This window comes from Marinobacter antarcticus (assembly GCF_900142385.1).
GTDB lineage: Bacteria > Pseudomonadota > Gammaproteobacteria > Pseudomonadales > Oleiphilaceae > Marinobacter > Marinobacter antarcticus.
On record NZ_FRAQ01000001.1, the window covers coordinates 94271 to 110147 of the forward strand.

At 55.8% G+C, this 15877-nt stretch carries 14 protein-coding genes; 5 read left to right on the plus strand and 9 right to left on the minus strand.

The genetic code is table 11. The features are described from left to right. Window positions 1-75 precede the first annotated feature (75 nt). From BUA49_RS00460 to BUA49_RS00470, 3 genes are read right to left on the minus strand one after another with little or no spacing between them, the layout of a single operon-like run. Window positions 76-537: an acyl-CoA thioesterase gene (locus BUA49_RS00460; RefSeq protein ID WP_072794849.1), complete on the minus strand. Its 462-nt coding sequence runs from the start codon at window positions 535-537 to the stop codon at window positions 76-78. After that, complete coding sequence (locus BUA49_RS00465) at window positions 534-1619, minus strand: SMP-30/gluconolactonase/LRE family protein (RefSeq protein ID WP_072794850.1); 1086 nt, start codon at window positions 1617-1619, stop codon at window positions 534-536. Before BUA49_RS00465 ends, BUA49_RS00460 begins: the two co-directional genes overlap by 4 nt. A gap of 40 nt (window positions 1620-1659) precedes the next feature. Beyond that, complete coding sequence (locus BUA49_RS00470) at window positions 1660-2463, minus strand: alpha/beta fold hydrolase (protein WP_072794851.1); 804 nt, start codon at window positions 2461-2463, stop codon at window positions 1660-1662. A 399-nt stretch (window positions 2464-2862) separates the two neighbouring features. Between BUA49_RS00470 and BUA49_RS00475 the strand changes: the two genes are divergently transcribed. The 3 genes from BUA49_RS00475 to BUA49_RS00485 all read left to right on the plus strand — a co-directional run bounded on the left by BUA49_RS00475 (window position 2863) and on the right by BUA49_RS00485 (window position 6112). After that, a complete protein-coding gene (locus BUA49_RS00475) occupies window positions 2863-3912 on the plus strand; it encodes an AraC family transcriptional regulator (protein ID WP_072794852.1) in 1050 nt (349 codons plus the stop codon). Further along, window positions 3912-5342, plus strand: coding sequence for a cardiolipin synthase (cls, locus tag BUA49_RS00480; RefSeq protein WP_072797526.1), 1431 nt, complete (start codon window positions 3912-3914; stop codon window positions 5340-5342). The genes BUA49_RS00475 and cls overlap by 1 nt, the downstream gene beginning before the upstream one ends. Window positions 5343-5428: 86 nt before the next feature. After that, a complete protein-coding gene (locus BUA49_RS00485; protein ID WP_072794853.1) occupies window positions 5429-6112 on the plus strand; it encodes a GntR family transcriptional regulator in 684 nt (227 codons plus the stop codon). Here BUA49_RS00485 and BUA49_RS00490 read toward each other — a convergent pair. Next, on the minus strand, window positions 6109-8247 hold the full coding sequence (locus BUA49_RS00490) for a patatin-like phospholipase family protein (RefSeq protein ID WP_228704373.1): 2139 nt from the start codon (window positions 8245-8247) through the stop codon (window positions 6109-6111). The two genes, BUA49_RS00485 and BUA49_RS00490, sit on opposite strands and share 4 nt — an antisense overlap. Before the next feature lie 109 nt (window positions 8248-8356). Next, window positions 8357-8953: a hypothetical protein gene (locus BUA49_RS00495; RefSeq protein WP_072794855.1), complete on the minus strand. Its 597-nt coding sequence runs from the start codon at window positions 8951-8953 to the stop codon at window positions 8357-8359. 226 nt (window positions 8954-9179) lie between these two features. On the opposite strand from BUA49_RS00495, the gene BUA49_RS00500 reads away from it, so the two are divergent. Further along, window positions 9180-9545 carry a hypothetical protein gene (locus BUA49_RS00500; RefSeq protein ID WP_072794856.1) on the plus strand — a complete coding sequence of 122 codons (366 nt, stop codon included), beginning with the start codon at window positions 9180-9182 and terminating at the stop codon, window positions 9543-9545. A gap of 29 nt (window positions 9546-9574) precedes the next feature. On the opposite strand, the gene BUA49_RS00505 is transcribed toward BUA49_RS00500, so the two are convergent. After that, entirely contained in the window at window positions 9575-12358 is a 2784-nt protein-coding gene (locus BUA49_RS00505; RefSeq protein WP_072794857.1) for an ATP-binding protein, read from the minus strand. A gap of 95 nt (window positions 12359-12453) precedes the next feature. On the opposite strand from BUA49_RS00505, the gene BUA49_RS00510 reads away from it, so the two are divergent. After that, on the plus strand, window positions 12454-12687 hold the full coding sequence (locus tag BUA49_RS00510) for a DUF2789 domain-containing protein (protein ID WP_072794858.1): 234 nt from the start codon (window positions 12454-12456) through the stop codon (window positions 12685-12687). Window positions 12688-12726: 39 nt separating this feature from the next. Here BUA49_RS00510 and BUA49_RS00515 read toward each other — a convergent pair whose 3' ends face one another. The 3 genes from BUA49_RS00515 to BUA49_RS00525 are packed head-to-tail and all read right to left on the minus strand — an operon-like array spanning window position 12727 to window position 15873. Next, complete coding sequence (locus tag BUA49_RS00515; protein WP_072794859.1) at window positions 12727-14151, minus strand: diguanylate cyclase; 1425 nt, start codon at window positions 14149-14151, stop codon at window positions 12727-12729. Continuing rightward, a complete protein-coding gene (gene xerC, locus BUA49_RS00520; RefSeq protein ID WP_072797528.1) occupies window positions 14151-15074 on the minus strand; it encodes a tyrosine recombinase XerC in 924 nt (307 codons plus the stop codon). Before xerC ends, BUA49_RS00515 begins: the two co-directional genes overlap by 1 nt. A gap of 52 nt (window positions 15075-15126) precedes the next feature. Beyond that, window positions 15127-15873, minus strand: a complete 747-nt coding sequence (locus BUA49_RS00525; protein WP_072794860.1) for a DUF484 family protein — start codon at window positions 15871-15873, stop codon at window positions 15127-15129. Window positions 15874-15877: the final 4 nt, after the last annotated feature.

Below are 15877 nucleotides of genomic sequence, written 5' to 3' on the forward strand. Positions count from 1 at the left end.
GGGGTTAACAAAAGTGAGCTCTGCTGCTACGCCTTCAGACTAACAGAAGTTGGCAATAATAGTGACTCAGGTGCCCTAAAGGCCCATTCCGCCGGCCACAGTGGCCGCCTTCATAATATCTGCAAACTCTTTCGGTGCGCGTGACGGACGCTGGGTTTTCAGATCCACGCAGGCGTGGGTCGACACGGCCCGCACAAGGGTTTTGCCATCAGCCGGGCGTACCAACTGGAACTCCCGCGCAGACCGGAAGCGGCCGTCGAAATCAGTCAGCCAGGTGCCCATAACCAGCCTGTCACCAGCATTGGCAGACGCCAGATAGTCGATTTCAGTGCGCGTGATGGCCATGGCCTTACCGGTTGCCTCATGCAGCTCCCAGGTCATGCCCAGGCTCTCGACATGGGCCCAGCTGATATCTTCCAGCCAGCACACGTAAACTACGTTATTGGCGTGCCCCAGTCGGTCGGTGTCCTCCTCAACAACCTGGATCTCGAGGATGAAAGGATCTGGCAGATCCCACTGTATTGGCTGTTCTGTCATTGCTGATCTCCAAGGCCTGGAATCGCCTTCAACGATAACCGCCCTATACGGTCGTTGTGAAGTGAACCAAAATAGAGCTGACCATCATAGGGATTAACCGACGTAATTTCCTGCAGGTGCTTGCCACGAGTGTCGTGAAGGCTGGCGATCACCTTGCCACCTCGATCGAACGCCACAACCAGGCCGTATTCCTGAGGAGCCGGCTGCAGGCCTTTCGGTAGTTTGGCTACAAGCTCCTTGAGCCAGGGTTTCAGATGCAAGGCATCAATGCTGGCATTACGGAGTGTGGGGAACGCTACCCAGAACCGGCCTTTTTCATCGACCGCGAGGTTGTCCGGAAACCCTGGCAGGTTATCCGCAAAGACCTCCACCTGACCGGCTTTTGGCCCTCTTATCCAGTAACGGAGAATGCGGTATTTCCAGGTTTCGTTAACCAGCACATAATCGCCGTCTGGCGCCACGGCAACGCCGTTGGCAAAGTGCATGTCGCCCAGTAAAACCTCGGTCATGCCGGTTTTCGGGGAGTAACGCAACAGCCGGCCGTGGGGTCTCATTTCCAGCAGATCTAGCCGGTAATCCGGTTGCTGGAAGCGGGAACTGGCATCGGTGAAGTAGATTCGGCCATCAGCGGCAATATCAACATCGTCGGTAAACCGGAACGGAATGCCCTGAGCCTCACGGGTTAGCACGGTAATGTCGCCACCCGGCGTAATGGAGAGCAGACCTTTCCAGGCATCGGCGACAATCAGGCTCCCTGTCTGATCAAAAACCATTCCAAGGGGACGGCCCCCTGTAGACACCCAGTTTTCAACACTGCCGTCCGGAAACACACGAACAATGTGTCCGTCCTGAGTTCCCGCAAAGACTACGCCTTCAGAATTAACGGTTGTATCTTCAGGGCCATAGACCTGACCCAGAGCTAACAGTTCCGCCTGACGCAGGTACTCATTCGGCGCCAGCAAGCCGCTCATGGGCTCTGGAGCCTGCGACTGCCATGTCTGGGCATCGATAGGGGACGGAACCAGCAGAAATCCACCCAACAGCAGAAACAGAACCAGCAACCCAGCCATCAACCACTTCATACGCTTAACCTGCCTGTTATCTGCTTGTTGTTATAGGGCGTCAGTCCGTATCGCGACCTTCCAGAAACCGCCGGCACAGCGCCACAAAGGTGTCTGTCTTCTCAGCATGCAACCAGTGGCCTGTGCCCTCAATAATGCTCAGCTGAGCATGCGGAAACAGCCGGCGGATTTCATCCCGGTGCTTTTCCTGAATATAGGCCGAATCGGCACCTTTCAGAAACAGAACCGGCCCTGTGTAAGGGGCTCCAGCTTCCGGCGCGCTAGCCAGGTTGGCATAACAGGCCTCAATCGCCTTCAGGTTCAGGCGCCAGCGGTAAACCGGGCCACCTTCCACCTGTTCCTGCTTCGGTATTCGTTCAAGATTCATAAGCAGAAACTGCCTTGTAGCTGCCATCTCAACGAATTCCGCCATCAGCTTGTCTGCGTCACCACGCGAGCGCACATCCGTAAGATCCATCTGCTTCAGCCCTTCAAGGATCGCATCATGGCCCGACTTGTAGGCCACAGGCGAAATGTCAGCCACAATCAGCTTTTCAACGCGCTCCGGGGCCTGCAGGGCAACCTGCATGGCCACTTTCCCGCCCATCGAGTGTCCCAGCAGGCAGGCCTTGTCGATCCCTTGCTCATCCATATAGGCAACTACATCTGCAGCCATGGATGGGTAGTCCATGGTATCGGTATGAGGCGAACTGCCGTGGTTACGCTGATCCAGAGCGTGTATTTGCCACTCCCCCTGCAATTTTCTGGCGATACCGCCGAGGTTCTCAAGGGATCCGAACACTCCGTGCAACAGGATCAGGGGGAAACCTTCTCCGGTAATTTTGTGGTTCAGCTTAACGCTCATAGGCAGGCTGCCTCCGTCAGGAATCGCATTGTTTAAATGCCGATACATTAACATTGCCAGAAACACGAGCAAGAGGCGCGAGGGCGGGTGAGGTTTTCTTGCGGCAAAAAAAGACCGGGCAAAGCCCGGCCTGAAGGTCATAGATGGTGCGTCTGAATCCCTAGCAGCAGTACATATCACGCAGGTATTCAGCAAGTGCTACGACGTTTTCACGCTCATGCTCAGTGCGGGGTACAAAAATTTCGTGTTGCATAAAACGCCTCCTGACTGATCTTCCAGTTACTTTAATCTGTTCATTAGATGCTATCGTTGAAGAAGGCAAAACCCGTTGACAGACTGTCCCACACGCTTGACATTTTGTATCAGCATCCATGACAACTCGTTAATGAGGCGGTTAATGTGGCCCCTGCGCCTACGGACAATATAACGACACTCTTCGTTGCTGCCTCCAGCACACTGGCACTGGTTCACTACCTGAACCTCCAGGGTGTTCTGGACAGCCGGCGCGTAGAACAGCTTACCGGCCTGGATATGGCAGCGCTTGAGGATCCTGACAGGCGCGTACCTGCAGAGGCGCACTACAAATTGTGGGATCACGCCGAAAGGGTCACCGGGGACCCGGCTATCGGGCTGAATGCTGGGCAGATTATTGACCCGGAGCGCATGGGGCTCGTCGGGCACGTGTTCTTTAATTGCGACACTCTGGGCGAGGCGGTTACCCAGTATGTGCGCCTGCACAGACTGATCAATGAATCGGTGACTTTAAGCTTCGAGCAGACCGGAGAACTGGCCATTCTTACCTGGCAGGCGGATTCACCAGAGCACTACTGCCGGCAGGATATGGATCGTACGCTGGCTGCTGCATTGTGCCGTACCCGACATTTCATTTATTCCGGAATACAGGCTGAGTGGGCAGAAATTGCGCACCCCCGCCCGGACTACGCCCACAAATATGAACAGCTGCTCGGAGGGCGGGTGACCTTCGGAGCGGCCGCAACCCGGCTGGCATTCAACAGTCGTCATCTCAGCCATCCGATTCCTCACCGCAACCCTTATGTATATTCAGCCGTTCTGCGACAGGTCAACGGATTACTGGCACGCCTTCAGACCCGGCGCTCATTCGGTCGGAGAATCCGCAGGCTGATATCGCGTCAGATGTCTACCGAAAAAATTGATGCAGACACTCTGGCCCGCCAGTGCCACATGAGCCGCCAGACTCTCTATCGGAGGCTCAAAAAGGAAGGGTTGGGTTTTCATGAACTTGTGGAGCAGGTACGGAAAGACAAGGCCCTGCGCTACGTCGCTTCCGACCGCTACGCTCTCGGGGAAATCGCTTTTCTTCTCGGGTTTTCCGAGCTGAGTGCTTTCAGTCGGGCCTTCAAGCGCTGGACAGGCGTGGCACCGGCACAATACCGGGCACATCACCTGACCCGGGAAACCGCTCAATGATGCCTGACACCTCATTAGTGGCCATCACCGTTGGCCTGCTTTACCTGGGCTCGGCTGCCTGTATTTATCGCATTTTACTGACCTACCGCACCGCCCAGGGCGCCATCGCGTGGATTATCAGCCTGCTCGGCCTGCCCTATGTCGCCGTGCCACTGTTTCTTGTATTTGGCCGCTCGCGCTTCGGTGGTTACATCAAAGCCCGGCGCATGGGAGACAAGTCTCTCACCGACCTGCTTAACCGCTTTGAACGGCAGACAACCTCTCTCTCCACACCAGACCAGGCACAGCTTGATAAGCAGCTACAGGTTCTTTGCAAACTTGGGCGGCAACCCTTTACCGAAGGCAATCGGTGCACCCTGTTGCGTGATGGCGAGGCAACGTTCGAAGCTCTGATCAGAGCCATGGAAAACGCAACTTCCTATATTCTTCTTGAGTTCTATATTGTGCGCTCAGACAAGATTGGCCAACGCATCAAGACCATTCTGGAGAACAAACTGGCGGAAGGCGTGCAGGTCTGGTTCCTGTACGATGAAATAGGCAGCGTCGGGCTGCCCCGCATCTATCTGAAAGAGCTCACAGCGGCCGGTGCCCGGGTTGCCTCTTTTGGTGATGGCAATATCCGGCGTCGGCGGTTTCAGATCAATTTCCGCAACCACCGGAAGCTGCTGGTCTGTGACGGAAAAATCGGTTTTGTCGGTGGCATCAACCTGGGCGATGAATACCTCGGCACCGTGATAGATCAGGAGCCCTGGCGGGATACCCACTGCCGAATCGAAGGCCCAGCCGTTACCGGGCTTCAGCTTGCCTGGCTGGAAGACTGGAACTGGGCCAGTAATGAATTCCCCGATCTCGACTGGGCTCCGGAGGACAACATACCGGGAGATGAGCGGGTTCTGGTGTTCCCCACTGGCCCCGCAGATACCTGGGAAACCTGCTCGCTGTTTTTCCTCAACTGCATCAATAATGCACAGTCCCGCATCTGGATTGCCTCACCCTATTTTGTTCCAGACTTCCAGATCGTCAACGCACTTCAGCTTGCTGCCCTTCGGGGCGTAGATGTGCGAATCATGATACCGGAAAAATCGGACAGCCAGCTTGCCCGCCTCGCTGCATACTCCTATCTGGTTCAGGCTAATCAGGCGGGCATTGGCATCTATCAGTATCAACCCGGCTTCATGCACCAGAAGGTGGTCTTGGTAGACAACCACTATGCAGCTGTGGGCACAGCGAACCTCGACAACCGCTCCATGCGTCTCAACTTTGAAATCACTGCGATCACCACCTCGGAATCCTTTGTTTCCAAAGTGGATGCCATGCTCACAGAAGATCTCATCAATTGCCGCAAGATGACCGAGCACGACTACGAGGGCCGTTCTATTCTGTTCCGGTTGACCTGCCGGGCAATTCGCTTGCTCGCGCCCCTGCTATAGTCAGGCCAAGGGTGCTGGCTCCGAAACGGGGGAATATGCGACTATTCTTCCCTCATTCAGCCAATCAAACCCAGTGAACATCTTCCATGAAGGCCTTCAAACCCAAAGTTACTTTGACCGAACAGGTCGCCCGCCACATCGAGAACCTGATTGTTTTCGGTCAGCTTGATTCCGGAGAACGTATTTACGAAGCCGCCATGGCAAAGCAGATAGAGGTCAGCAACGGCTCAATCCGGGAGGGCCTGCTACTCCTTGAGAAGCGCCACCTCGTGAAAAATGTGCCCCGCAAAGGCGCTTTTGTCACAACTCTGGACGACTATTTTGTGCGCAGTCTTTATGAGACGCTGGAGCTGTACCTGACCCATACCGGCCGCAAACTCGCCAGACAATGGCAGCCGGATGATCTGGAACGGCTGGAACAGCTCTACCACCAAATGGAAGACTGCTTCAAAAAGAATGATCTGATGGCGTTTCTGGATCTGGGCGTTGAATATACCAAGGCTTCGCTGGCTTACGCCGACAATTATTTTATTCTTGCGGCAATCGACGATCTTTGGCCATCGGCCAGACGCTGCGCCTTCGTCGCTTTCAAGCGTGGTGGAAAACGGGTGCGGGAAGATAACCTGTCGCACATGGAGGAATCCATCAGCGCAATCAGAGACAGGGATGAAGTCAGGCTTGCGTCTGTCCTCCACCGTTATGCCATTCAGCAGTGCCAGCAAGTTCGTGAGGCTGCTTTAGCCACACGCCCCCTTGCCGAGTCTTCTTAATAAAAGAGCTGGGTAAATGAAAAGCCAATATTCAGGTAAGCAGCCCAGTTGTCTTTATTGTTGTAAGCCGTTGCTATCTGCACCGGGCCAAGAAAAGTGTCCAGACCGGCAAAGATACTCCAGGATTTTACAGAGCTGTTCCATCCGGCATCACTGAGAGACTCCCAGGCGTTCCCGGCCTCCAGCCCCATCCCCGCAAACCAGGGAACAATAGGACCTCCGAACGCCTGGCTGGCATAGACAGAAGCCATAGCCGCACTGTTACCCGTAATCTGGCCCGGAGCGTATGCGGATAAACGCCGAAAACCACCGAGGCGCACCGCATTTTCAATGCCCGCTTCTCCGCGGGTCACCGTGTGAGCATAGAGCAGCCCCGTCAGAGTAAAGCCTTTCCAGCTATCCGTACCAAGCGCCATACCCGTCACCGAGTCGAAATGCCGGTCGGACCCCAGGCCTTCTCGCTCCAATCGACCCCGGATTCCGGCAAAAGCTCCTTCACGAGGGAAAAACGCATCGTCGAGGGAGTCGTGCACCAGTTGCAAGCTAAGATTGCCTTGGTGGACCGCGCCATCAGGCGCTACAGCCGTGCCAATCTGTTCATCTACGGTGGCGTAACCACGCGCGTATGTAAACCGCACCTCGGCATTGCCACCGAGTTCCATACCCAGGCTCAAGTCAGCTCGGCGGAACGTCACATCAAGCTCAGCAACACGTTCGTCTCCAGAGCCATATATACTGAATGTATCGCGGGAATACTCAGCACCCACCACCAGAAAACGCTCATACCCATAATCAAGCGGCTGATACCACTGGGTACGGATACGCGGCTCCGTGCCAAACTGCAAGCCTGTCTGCCACTCGGCTCCCAGTTCATTCAACTCGGTCACGCGTAGGGAAGAAGCGAGATTGAAGCGAGTATCACCGTCAAAGTTGTCCTCATAGTTCAGACCAAACGACAAATAATTTGGCCCCCAGCTTTTCTCCTGAACCTTGATTTTAAGCAGTGTCCCATCCGGTGATGGCGACTGGGAGTAAGAAACAGTCTCGTAATAGCCCAGGCCATAGATGCGCTTGAGATCTGCTTCCAGCGCTTCCACATCCAGCGGCTCGCCAGCTTTCTGGCGTATCCGCTCCCGGAGGAACTTCCGGCCCAGACGGCGATCATGCTCGACCTCAACACGGGCAATAAGTCCTGAGTTATTATGATTGGCAGAGGCCAGTCGCGACCGGTATGCCTGCCAGGCCTCGTTTGATACGGCCAGAGAATTCAGCTCGACCGCATGTGCCCGGGCACCGCTCGCTCCCAGCTCAAACAATACCGGCGCGTTATAGAAGTTTGCAGAGCTGTGGCCCTCCAGGTCCGGCTGGATAAGCACATCCTGCTCCCCCAGCAAATCGAGTTGCTGGTCGGTATTGCGCCGGGTCATGATGGTAGTCAGCTGGCCGAATATGGAGAACGCCTCCCGCAGATTGTCAGGCCCCACCAGCGCGTCGGTGATATCAACCGCAATAATGACGTCAGCTCCCATATCACGGGCGACATTGACCGGCAGGTTGTTCGCAACGCCACCGTCTACCAGCAAACGGCCATCAAGGTTGGCTGGAGCGTAAACTCCGGGAATGCTCATACTGGCGCGCACTGCCGTAGCAAGGTTGCCACTGCGGAGCACCACCATATCGCCGGTTTCCAGGTCGGTCGCAACAGCACGAAAGGGAATGGGTAAGCGGTCGAAATCCTCCACCAAGGCAACGTTACGGGTCAGTTCGTTGAGGATAAAGCCAAGGTTCTGACCGGCGATAATACCTGCGCCCAGATGCAGGCCGTCCGCGCTGACGCCAAGGCCCGGCGTAACGGGAAATCGCCACTCTCCCTGCTTCCTGCGGACTGGTTTGAACGCCCGGCCGGGGTCGTCTCTGAAGCTCGACAACCAGTCCATATTGATAAAGCGCTGCTCAATTTCTGCTACCGACATGCCAGAGGCATAAAGTGCACCCACCGCTGAGCCTGCACTGGTTCCCACCACCATATCCACCGGGATATTCATCTCTTCCAGCACTCGAAGCACGCCCACATGGGCCATGCCTTTAGCCCCACCGCCGCTGAGCACAAGGCCGACCCGGGGCCGTTCGGTCATGGTATTACTGGCTGCAGCAGGAAGCGACATGAGGAGCGCTACAGCCAGGCAGATGAGGGTCAATCCCGATGATCGTTTCAAAATCTGGCAAACCCTATATACCCGATACTCACTTATTGTCCCGCTCTTCATCTACCAGCGACAGGTGCGAAACATCTGGCACTATGGGCGGCGGCAAATCCCGCTCTACACCTATATCGCTACCCGCCGGCGCCAGCGTCCAGTCATCAAGATGCTGGAACATGGGAGGCTCTACCTCTTCCGTCTCCACCAGTTTTACACCCACGGGGTCGAGCCCAAGCGCTGACCCCGCAAGAATGTCATCGACCTTGTCGCCTGCTACAGACAAACGACCACCCGACTCAACATCCGGAGCGCCAGTGCGGGGCTGTGGACTGGCGGTGCGGGAAACCGTCTTCGCAGGCACGGGTTCAGGCGTGGTACTGGCCGGATGAGCAACTGGCGCTGGCTTTGCCTGGGTACCCGGCATGGGCTCAACATAAGCAACCATGCCGTGCTTGTTAAGTACCGCGCGATACTTTTCTGCTTGCTCCTCATCCAGCTTGTTCCGGATCACCACCGTGCCGCCGCTGAACATGCGCTCCAGTTGCTCAACACTGGCTTTGAAAAGCGCGCGGGCATTGCTCCTTGCCGTCGCCATATCAGTGCCGGGGGCACACTCACCCTTGAATACGAGCTGAAACATGGGCCACTCTCCTGCCGTCGGTTTTGGATTCATGATAGTTGATAGAACATCACCAGGGGAGCCCCGCGCACACAGAACCCTGCTGTCAATTCATGCAAACTGCAAACAATTGAAAAAGGTCGGCCAGATACCGCGCAATAGACGACAGTCTTTGCGATAATTAATCGTAACCAAACATTACATCCTGTTACACTCGTTCCGGAACGCCTTCCGGGGAGCCGGCACCATGAATATCCAGAATCTGATCCGTGCTGCAGCCGCGATAGCACTGTTTTCTGCACCAACCGTCCACGCGGAGAATCTGGACATCGTAATGAGCCAGGTATTCCCTCAGGATCACGCAACCTACATCGGCTATGAGAGCGTTGAGCGTGAAGATATCCCGGTTTCCGCTGCTATTGAACGGAAGTACCTCATCGTGGATTTTCGCCTTGCGACAGCGCAACCTGCATCAGAGCAACTCCAGGCCAGTGTTCATAAAGTCTGCATGGCTTTGCTGAAAGACCGGGAACTGATTCGTAGCCTGTCTGACTCCGGCTACGATATGGTTTCGGTTGCCTTTGATCGTCGCTCCCAGTTCGACTGCCTGTAAGCCTGCCTAAGACCGAATCAACACATTTGCTAGTCCTCTCGCCACAGCAGAGTTGGAAACGCCTCAAGTGCACTGTTGACGGCGTCCAGATTGAACGCCTCTACGTCTGCCATCAACTTCTCCCCATAACCTGTGACCAACCGGGATCGATAGCGCTGCCCCCATTCCAGCACGCGGACGGCAAAATCCCTCATCTCTTCAGGATCACCGCTTTCACGCACGGCCTGCCATTCATCGCCAAAGTCTGCAGTCAGCTGCTCTCTCAGCCAGCCCCGCTCCTGCATACTCAACGTCTGTGCCAGTAGCCGTTCCGATTCTTTGGTTTCGCCTTCGTCCTCGGCCTGTTCGCCGGTCGCCTCAACCTGGGGCAAGGTGAGCGTAAAAACAGATCCACTCCCTGGTTCGCTTTCCACTTCCAGTTCCCCGCCCATCATCTGGGCCAACTTGCGGCTGATAGCGAGCCCCAGACCAGTACCTCCGTAGCGGCGGGTATTCTGCCCCTCCTGCTGCTCAAACGCGTCAAAGATCCGTTCGCGCTGATCAGAGGGGATTCCGACACCGGAATCCTTTACCTTGACTGTGAGCCGGTAGACCTGATGCTCCGGGGTTTTCCCCGTTTCGCCTTTAACCGCCTGAACAGTTGCCCGCACAGCCACACCGCCCTCATGGGTGAACTTTATAGCGTTACCTACAAGATTGAACAGCACCTGTCGGAAACGGGTTTCATCCAGCATCATGGTAACCGGCATGTCTGAACCAACACTCACCTCCAGCGTGATGCCCTGTTCCCGCGCACGCAAATCAAAGATGTGGCGAACGTCATCAAGCAGCCGGCGTACGGATACCGGTGAGTAGTCCAGCCGCATTTTTCCGGCCTCAATACGTGAGAGATCAAGAATATCGTTGATCAGCATCAGCAGGCTGCGGCTGCCCGCCCGGATGGCATTCAGGTAGTTGCGTTGCTGCGGGTCGGTAACGCTGTTGCTCAGCAGATCACTGTAGCCGATCACCGCGTTCATGGGTGTCCGGATCTCATGGGACATATTGGCCAGAAACTCACTCTTGGTTCGGCTTGCCGCTTCCGCCTCCCGGGCCAGACGCTCTGCTTCGAGTTTAGCTGCCCGCAACTCATCCTCACTACGGCGCAGCGCATTTTCAGAGCGGATTCGCTCGTCCACCTCCCGCGACAGCTTACGATTCCAGTAAAGGAAAATAAGTACAACCACAATAGCAATCAGGACAACCCGGCGAACCACGGTGTAATCGGTTTCCTGCTCAATATCGAGATGGATCCACCGGTTGTATATGGCCTCGGTTTCGGCAGCTTTCAGGCTACCCAGCGCCTTGTTCAGAATGCGATGAAGCTCCGGGCTGTCTTTACGCACAGCAAGCCTGAGATCGTACTGGTATGGCGTGATACTGGTGATACGCAAGTTGGACAGCCCCAGTCTGGCAACCGTATAACTGACCGCTGGGATATGAGTCACCATGACATCCAGATCGCCATTGGAAAGGGCTAGCAACCCCTCTTCTACCGTTGCTACGGGGTAAAGATCCAGATTCGGATGATTAATAAGCAGGTAGTCGTGAGCCGCATGGCGGTTGACCACCCCCACACGCTCACTGCGCAGCTCCCGCAAATCCCCGATAAAGCGCCCGTCATCACGAATCGCCAGAGCAATCGGCACGTTCACATAGGCCCGGGTGAACAGAAATGACTCCTCTGTTCGCGGTGTGCGCGACAACCCGGGCAAAATATCCACTTCCCCGGAAACAAGTGCCTGCTCTGCAACGACGCGACTTTCCAGAATCTTTTTCTCAAACCGTGTGCCCAGCTGATTTTCCAGGCGGGCGACGAGATCTGGCACAAGGCCGGTGGCACGACCGTCCTGAGCGTACTCAAACGGTGGCCAGTCAGACCGGTATGCGACCTTTAACGCAGGATGACGCTTGAGCCAATCAATATCAGAAGCAGAGAGTTCTACCCAGCTCTGTTCCAGCTCGGTGAGGTCGACCTGCAGCCATGACTGCCGAATAACGCGATGCTCGTTATGGCTGATCGCCTTTAATGTCTGATCCAGAACGCGGAACAAAGATCCGTTGCTCTCATCCACCTCAAATACAACGTCTACCGATTTCTGATCAAGCAACACGGACAGACCAATACCATTAATCATTGCTGACTGAAGATAGTCCGACACCACGGGTACCGGGCCAAGAAAGGCGTCGGCCTGGCCGGACAGCACTCGGCTGACAGCCTCACCCAGGCTCTGAACAGGCACCGGGGTAAAACTTTCTACCGAATCAAGCATGGTGTACTGATTGGGATCGCCTTCAACCACGGCTATGCGACCATCCTCCAGGTCGGCCAGTGAACGGATTGCAGCATCGCCGGCACTAACGAACAGACCATAAGTGAGTGACATCAACGGGCTGGTAAAGCGCTTGCCATCTGGCACAGGTGTGCCCGATACTCTGGTGGTCAGAAGCGCATCGATTTTCGGCTGGTCAGGCACCGCCCCCGCGTTGGGGCCAGTGCTGATGACGACAGGCTCAATGGGCAAGCCCAACTTGTCGGAAAGAAGTGCAAGATAGTCAATATAAGTGCCGGCAAGATCTCCGTTACCGGTATCGAACACCAAGGGTACCTGATCCGCACGCACACCAATCCGGAGGCTTTCCTGCTCACTGACCCAACTCAGGTCCTTGCTACCCAGAACCGGAGCAGGTGATGCCTGGGGTGGGTCTGCCAGAGCCGTGGATTGAAAAACCAGCAACAGCCAGCTACATAGAAACAGAAGGGTGGCCTTCACTGGATATCCTCAGGGGTTGCGCTACATTTCAGGAAACAATACCTGCAAATGCGCGAAATTTCATTCAGGCAATCACTAACCGGGAGAACCTTTCCATGGACACAAGCAAACATAATCTGAGCACGCTTTTTGATCAGCTCGGGCTGGCATCTGACGAGAAAAGCATAGAAGCGTTCACCACCCGATATTCTCCCCTGCCCCGTGAAATTGCCCTGCAAGATGCGCCTTTCTGGTCTGAAAGCCAGTCCCAGCTTCTCGAAGAAGGCCTGGAAGATGACAGTGACTGGGCGGAGGTGATCGACGAACTGGATGCCATGATGCGACATTGAGAGGCCGCCGTATTCAGGAGGCCTGCACTAACTCGCCGGCTAGCTGACTCTGACGCAATTCCGACCTGCGTCCTTGGCGGAATACAGTGCGCGATCCGCACGATCAAAGACAGTTTCTTCGGTATCGTCAGGGACAAAAGCCGTCAGGCCTGCAGAGAAGGTAATCGTTACAGGGTTGCCGCCGAAATGAAACGGCAGAGCACTGATATGGGCCCGGAGTTTATCCATCACTGCCAGTGCGTCATCTACCCGGGTCTCCGGAAAGAGGAGCACAAATTCCTCACCACCGAAGCGGGCTGCAAAGTCCGTGTTACGCACGCGGTTTTTGATCTCTCTGGCCACCAGCTGAAGCACTCTGTCACCGGCTTTGTGGCCATATGAATCGTTAACCCGCTTGAAATGGTCTATATCCATAACGCCTACGGTCAGTGGGTACTGGTAACGCTTCCAGCGATTGAACTCAAAAGACAAACGTTCCTGCCAGGCTTCCCGATTGGGCAGCTGGGTAAGCAGGTCTGTCATAGCTCGCTCACGCTCCCTGCGAACCTGCCCCTGCATCTGTTCTGAATGCGCCTCCATAACTGCCACCCTTTCCTGCATGGCCAGCAACTGTTCGGAAAGCATTTTTTCCCGCTCCGTTTCCTCAATCTGGAAACGGCCAACCGCATGACCGATAAACTCCAGGTGGCGACTGACTGACTGCCTCAGATCCTGGAGGTCATCACTCGATTCGATGTGTCGGCCAACCTGTTCAATTTCTTCACGGATGTTGCGATCAAGGGTTTCTACCGCCGCCTGACGACCAGACTGCGCAGATGATTGCACGGAAAAATGCTCTTGCAGCGCTTCAAGACGCTCATCAAGGCGCTTGAGAAAGGCCTCAAACTCCCTCTGACTGCGGGTAACAGCGGCGACAATCAGGTCTGCCACCTGATTCAGCCCATCCCGCAGCTCGTCCCAGTTATCGCTGGATAGCAGTGCCCTTTGCAGATTCCTCGCCGTCATCTCAGCATCTGGATCCAGCGAGACCTGGCTAAGCAGCTGACCCAGCAGATGACCAACACGCCGGGCAATCCGAAGCCGCTGGCTATCGTTTCCAGCATCGGGCAGATCAAACTCACCCTTAGCCTCGGCTAAAGGCTTTGGCTCAGAAACAGTCTCTGAAGAAAGTTTGGGCCGAGCTCCGACGTTACTGACAGGCACATCATCCAGCAGAGCAACCTGGCGGTCGATCTGTTCCTGCAGCTCCCTCCAGCTATCCACATCAACCTTGTTCTTGCGCAGGTCAGATCGAACACGGGCAAGCAGGCTATCAAGCTCCAGTGCCTGGCCTTCAGAGGCGAGACATGTGCGCACCAGCATTCGCTCAAGTGTATTGCGCTCGGCCTTCCAATGCCCTTCTCTGTGCTCTGCAGCCTCAAGCTCCTGGAAATACTTTTCTTTCCAGGATTGATCCGATGACATTAAGCGTTTCCTTCCTGTCCGGTGTTCTGGTCGTCGTGGTCACGCGAATTGCGTCGGCGCGCCCTGGGGTGGCTCTGGTCATAAACCCGGGCCAAATGCTGGAAATCAAGATGAGTATAGACCTGTGTGGTGGCTATGTCCGCATGGCCGAGCAATTCCTGCACCGCACGCAAATCTCCACTGGATTCAAGCATGTGGCTGGCAAATGAATGCCGCAGCATATGCGGGTGGAGCTTCTGATCAGCGCCTTTGACGACGCCCCACCGGCTCAGGCGAGCCTGAATGCTGCGATGGCTCAGGCGGTCGCCCCGGCGACTTACAAACAGGGCTGCCTGGGCCTCCGGAGCCAGCCCTGCTCGGACGGGCAACCACTGGGCTATGGCCTCCAGCGCCTTCCGGCCAACCGGGAGCAGTCGTGTCTTACTACCTTTACCCACAACCCGTGCTTCGCCACCCTTACAGTCAACAGCATCGATATCCAGGCTGGCCAGCTCCGCCAAACGCAAGCCAGAAGAATACATAAGTTCGAACATGCAGCGGTCACGAACTTCCAACGGATCATCCGGCCGGGCATCAAGAAGGGCATTGAGCTGATCCACATCCGCCACCCGGGGCAGGCGCTTGCTACTCTTCGGAGCCCGGATATCCAGTGCCGGATTATCCGTGGCCCGTCGCTCCCGCAACAGATGCTGATAAAAACGCCTTATAGCTGACAAATGGCGAGCAATGCTGCGACCACTAAGCCCCTGGCGACTGAGATTGGCTACGTAACGACGCAGATCATAACCACTGACAGCTCGCCATTCAGTGCTGCCCTGCTCCACGAGCCAGGCGGCAAGCCGATGCAGGTCGCGCTGGTAGCTGTCACAGGTTCGGGGGGAATGACGTTTTTCAGATGCCATGTGCTGGACGAAATCCGCCATGTACCCGCTCAGCTCATCGGGTAATTGAGCCGACACGGGTACAACGGTCACTCTAGCGGGACTCCGTCGCAAGATCGGATACCGGAGCGGCAGTGGTATAGCGCTGAACCATTGGTGGCAAAAGCCGGCTGAGCGTATCACTGATGTAGCTGAGGAACAGCGATCCCATGCTCTGGTCAAAATAGCCAGGCTGGCAACTGCCAACCGCGAAAACGCCTAGCAGATCGTCGGTGCGCAAAGGCACCAGGGCAACCGACGCAATGGGCTCATCCCGATTCGGAAACAAAAATTTCCGCTCACTTTCCCGGAACTGGCCACATACCGCTCTGCTGCCTTCCAGCAGGTTACCGAGACGATTCCGGGCCTCTGCCGGGCTCACAACATAAAGCGCGCCCTGGGAACTGCCGGGCACTTCCGCATCAGTAAACAGGATCACCGAAGCCGCATCCAGCCCGAAATCACCGCGAATGCTGTCATCGATGGTGGATGCCATATCAATGAGGTTGCGAGCTTCAATCACCTGCATCAGCAACCGTTTGCTTTTTTCAAACAGGCGATCATTGTGACGGGCGATGGAGACCAGCTCCACCAGCTCATGTCGTAGCGTGTCCCGCTGCTCACGGAACAGGTGTACCTGACGCTCAACCAGGGAAATGGCCCTGCCACTGTCGTGAGGCAGGGTCAGGCTGCGCAGAAGCTCATCCTGCTCAATAAAAAAATCAGGATTGTTTCTCAGGTACTCAGCCACCTCTTCCGGGGTGAGTTCACCGGCCTTCTGGCGGGCCGTTTGGTCTGTCATTGTG